3 protein-coding genes and 1 pseudogene are annotated in these 4,098 nt (G+C 61.4%); all 4 read left to right on the top strand.

The features are described 5' to 3' along the window. Window positions 1–67: 67 nt before the first annotated feature. Window positions 68–865: pseudogene (locus OKB81_RS19615) on the top strand (amino acid ABC transporter substrate-binding protein); the annotation flags it as partial. Window positions 866–927: 62 nt separating this feature from the next. Next, window positions 928–2,115 carry an amino acid ABC transporter permease gene (locus tag OKB81_RS19610; protein WP_048208147.1) on the top strand — a complete coding sequence of 396 codons (1,188 nt, stop codon included), beginning with the start codon at window positions 928–930 and terminating at the stop codon, window positions 2,113–2,115. Between the two features lie 9 nt (window positions 2,116–2,124). After that, window positions 2,125–3,219 (top strand): amino acid ABC transporter permease, encoded by a 1,095-nt coding sequence (locus OKB81_RS19605; protein WP_069651709.1) that lies wholly within the window; start codon window positions 2,125–2,127, stop codon window positions 3,217–3,219. Window positions 3,220–3,232: 13 nt separating this feature from the next. After that, on the top strand, window positions 3,233–3,976 hold the full coding sequence (locus OKB81_RS19600; RefSeq protein ID WP_270805398.1) for an amino acid ABC transporter ATP-binding protein: 744 nt from the start codon (window positions 3,233–3,235) through the stop codon (window positions 3,974–3,976). Window positions 3,977–4,098: the final 122 nt, after the last annotated feature.

The following is a 4,098-nucleotide window of genomic DNA, read 5'->3' as shown; positions in this document are numbered from 1 at the left end:
GAGAGTATAAGATCACACCCAGATCGGTCGGTCAAATCCTCTTAACATTGCTTCAAAACGTTCACGATCTCGCCCTGAGTATGTCTCCCTCACCGCCAAGGAGCGCTTTACCGCCCTGCAGTCCGGGGAAGTGGATCTGCTCTCGCGCAATACCACCTGGACCCTGACCCGGGATGGGTCGCTGGGCCTCACGTTCGCCGGGGTGAACTACTACGACGGGCAGGGGTTCCTGGTCAAGCAGTCCCTCGGGGTCAAGAGCGCCAAGGAGCTTGACGGTGCCGCCGTCTGTATCCAGTCCGGTACCACCACCGAGCTCAACCTGGCTGACTATTTCCGCGCCAATGGCGGCATGAAGTACACCCCAGTGGTGTTCGATACCTCGGATCAGACCGTCAAGGGCTTCGAAGCCGGCCGCTGTGACGTGCTGACCTCGGATCAGTCCCAGCTCTATGCCCTCAAGATCAAGCTCACCAAGCCAGAGGAAGCCGTGGTGCTGCCGGAGGTCATCTCCAAGGAGCCGCTGGGCCCAGCCGTGCGTCAGGGTGACGATCAGTGGTTCAAGGTGGTGCGCTGGAGCCTCAACGCCATGCTCAATGCCGAGGAGGCCGGGGTCACCAGTGCCAACGTGGACGAGATGCTCAAGTCCACCAATCCTGAAATCCGTCGCCTGCTGGGGCTGGAAGAGCCCAAAGGGACTGTGCTGGGGCTGGATGACAAATGGGCCTACAACATCGTCAAACAGGTCGGCAACTACGGTGAATCCTTCGATCGCAACGCCGGTGCCGGCTCCCCCCTCAAGATTGATCGCGGCATCAATGCCCTCTGGAACAAGGGCGGTCTGATGTACGCGCCACCCATCCGCTGAGTCGACAGTCACCGGGGGGCCTGGCCCCCCATGTTTTCCCTGGCTTTGTCGGAGTCATCCTCATGGCGTTACACGCATCAAACCATAGGAAAGAACAGGGCCGCTGGTGGTATGACGCCAAGGTGCGGGCGCTGCTCTTCCAGTGCCTGGCCATCGCGGCGGTTATCGGGTTTCTGTTCTACATCGTCAACAATGCCCTGACCAATCTGGCCACCCGTGGCATCACCACAGGCTTTGATTTTCTGGGCAACACGGCCGGTTTCGGCATCTTGCAGAGCCTCATCCCCTACGACGAGACCTATACCTTCGGTCGCACCTTCGTGGTGGGTCTGCTCAACACCCTGCTGGTCTCCGTGCTCGGCATCCTGTTTGCCACCCTGCTCGGGTTCGCACTCGGGGTCGCGCGCCTGTCGCGCAACTGGCTGGTGGCCAAGATAGCGGCCGTCTACATAGAGACGTTTCGCAACATCCCGCTGCTGCTGCAGATCTTCTTCTGGTACTTCTCGGTGCTGCGTACCCTGCCTTCCCCGCGTCAGAGCGTGGATATTGGCGGGCTCGCCTTCCTCAACGTGCGGGGTTTCTATCTGCCCAAGCCCCTGTTCGAAGAGGGATTCGGCTACGTGCTCTGGGCACTGGTGCTCGCGGTGCTGCTGAGCTGGGGGCTGGGCCGCTGGGCTCGCCGCCGTCAGGCCCTGACCGGCAGGATCTTCCCGTTCTGGCGCTGTGTGGCCGCCCTGGTCATGCTGCTCCCGGGCATCACCTTCCTGCTGGCGGGCAGCCCGCTCAGCTGGAGCGTGCCTGCGCTGCAAGGGTTCAACTTCCGGGGGGGGCTGACGGTGCTGCCGGAGCTCGCGGCCCTCTTGCTGGCGCTCACCATCTATACGGCGGCCTTCATCGCCGAGATAGTGCGATCCGGCATCCTGGCCATCAGCAAGGGGCAGACGGAGGCGGCTTCCGCCCTCGGGCTCTCGCCCACCAAGACGCTGCGGCTGGTGATCATTCCCCAGGCCATGCGGGTCATCATTCCTCCCTTGACCAGCCAGTATCTGAACCTCACCAAGAACTCCTCCCTGGCGACAGCCATCGGCTACCCGGATCTGGTCTCGGTGTTCATGGGGACGACTCTCAACCAGACAGGGCAGGCCATCGAGGTCATCGCCATGACCATGGGGGTCTATCTCGTCATCAGTATCACCACCTCGGTGCTGATGAACATCTACAACCGCAGAATGACGCTGGTTGAGCGCTAGGGAGCTGTCATGTTCGTGAATGAATTGCAGGAGGCGCTGCCGCCTCCCAACCACCGTCGGGGGCCGCTCGCCTGGATCAGGCAGAACCTCTTCCCCAACTGGTGGAACGGCCTGCTGACCCTGGTGCTGGCCTATCTGTTGCTGCCACTCATCTGGTCTGCACTGGACTGGGCGCTGTTCTCGGCCACCTGGCAGGGGAGCAGCCGCGAGGCCTGCGTCCAGGGCGGTGCCTGCTGGATCTTCATCGAGAGCCGGCTGGGGCAGTATCTCTATGGCTTCTACCCGGCTGATCAGTACTGGCGCATCAACCTGACCTTCGCCGGTCTGGCGGCGCTGCTGGCCCTGCTCATCTGGCCAAAGACCCCGCGCAAGGGGGGGCTGGCGCTCTTCACCCTGCTGGTGTTCCCTGTCATCGCCTTCTTCCTCATCCATGGGGGAGCGGGGCTGGAGGTGGTGGAAACGAACCGCTGGGGCGGGCTGATGCTCACCCTGGTGCTGGCGGTGGTGGGCATAGTGGTAGCACTGCCGTTCGGCATCCTGCTGGCACTGGGGCGTCGCTCCCACATGCCGGTCATCTCCAGCCTCTGTACCGTCTACATCGAGTTCTGGCGGGCGGTGCCGCTCATTACTGTGCTCTTCATGGCGTCCGTCATGCTGCCACTGTTCATGAGTACCGAGGTGGAGCTCGACAAGCTGCTGCGGGCGCTCATCGGCATCATCCTGTTCCAGGCGGCCTATGTGGCCGAGGTGGTGAGAGGGGGGCTGCAGGCGATCCCCAAGGGGCAATATGAGGCGGGGGATGCCCTCGGGCTCTCCTACTGGAAGGTGATGGGCCTCATCATCATGCCCCAGGCCCTCAAGATCACCATTCCTTCCCTGGTGAACACCTTTATTTCCCTGTTCAAGGACACCAGCCTGGTGCTGATCATCGGGCTGTTCGATCTGCTGGCCATCTCCAAGGTGGCCCTGGCGGATCCGGCCTGGCTGGGGTATTCCACCGAAGCTTATGTCTTTATCGCCATGATCTTCTGGATGTTCTGTTTTGGCATGTCCCGCTACTCCATCTATCTGGAGCGCAAACTCAACACGGGCCACAAGCATTAGGAGTCGTTCTGATATGAAAACGGACGCAGTTGTCGAACTGAAAGAGGTCAACAAGTGGTACGGTGAGTTTCACGTGCTGCGCAACATCAACCTGCAGGTGGGCAGAGGGGAGAAGATCGTCATCTGCGGACCATCGGGGTCGGGCAAGTCCACCATGATCCGCTGCATCAACCGGCTGGAAGAGCACCAGAGCGGAAACATCCTGGTCAAGGGCACGGCCCTGACCTCCGATCTCAAGAACATCGAGACGGTGCGCCGGGAGGTGGGCATGGTGTTCCAGCACTTCAACCTCTTCCCCCATCTGACCGTGCTGGAGAACTGTTGCCTGGCGCCCATCTGGGTCAAGCAGTTGCCGCGCAAGGAGGCCGAGGAGATCGCCATGAACTTCCTGCGCCGGGTGCGGATCCCCGAACAGGCGCTCAAGTATCCGGGGCAGCTCTCCGGTGGCCAGCAGCAGCGGGTCGCCATCGCCCGCAGTCTCTGCATGAATCCCCAGGTCATGCTGTTTGACGAGCCGACGTCTGCGCTGGATCCCGAGATGGTGCGGGAGGTGCTGGATGTGATGGTGGAGCTGGCCCACGAGGGGATGACCATGCTCTGCGTCACCCACGAGATGGGGTTTGCCAAGCAGGTGGCGGACAGGGTGATCTTCATGGACCGGGGGCAAATCATCGAAGAGAACGTGCCGGATCAGTTCTTTGACAACCCCCAGTCCGATCGGACCAAGCTCTTCCTCTCCCAGATCCTGCAGCACTGAGGCAGGGCACAACCTTCAGAAAAACAGCCCGCACGCTCGAATGAGCGTAAGCGCCGCTAAATCGACCTACTTGCCTTCGTTGTATTGCGCCACTTTTTTTGCAATGGGCTCCAGCGGGACGT

Origin of the sequence: Aeromonas sp. QDB56 (genome assembly GCF_027705505.1) — a bacterium.
In the GTDB taxonomy this organism is placed as follows: domain Bacteria; phylum Pseudomonadota; class Gammaproteobacteria; order Enterobacterales; family Aeromonadaceae; genus Aeromonas; species Aeromonas caviae.
Note: the sequence above shows the minus strand (reverse complement) of the source record. Positions and strands in the feature narration are given on the sequence as shown.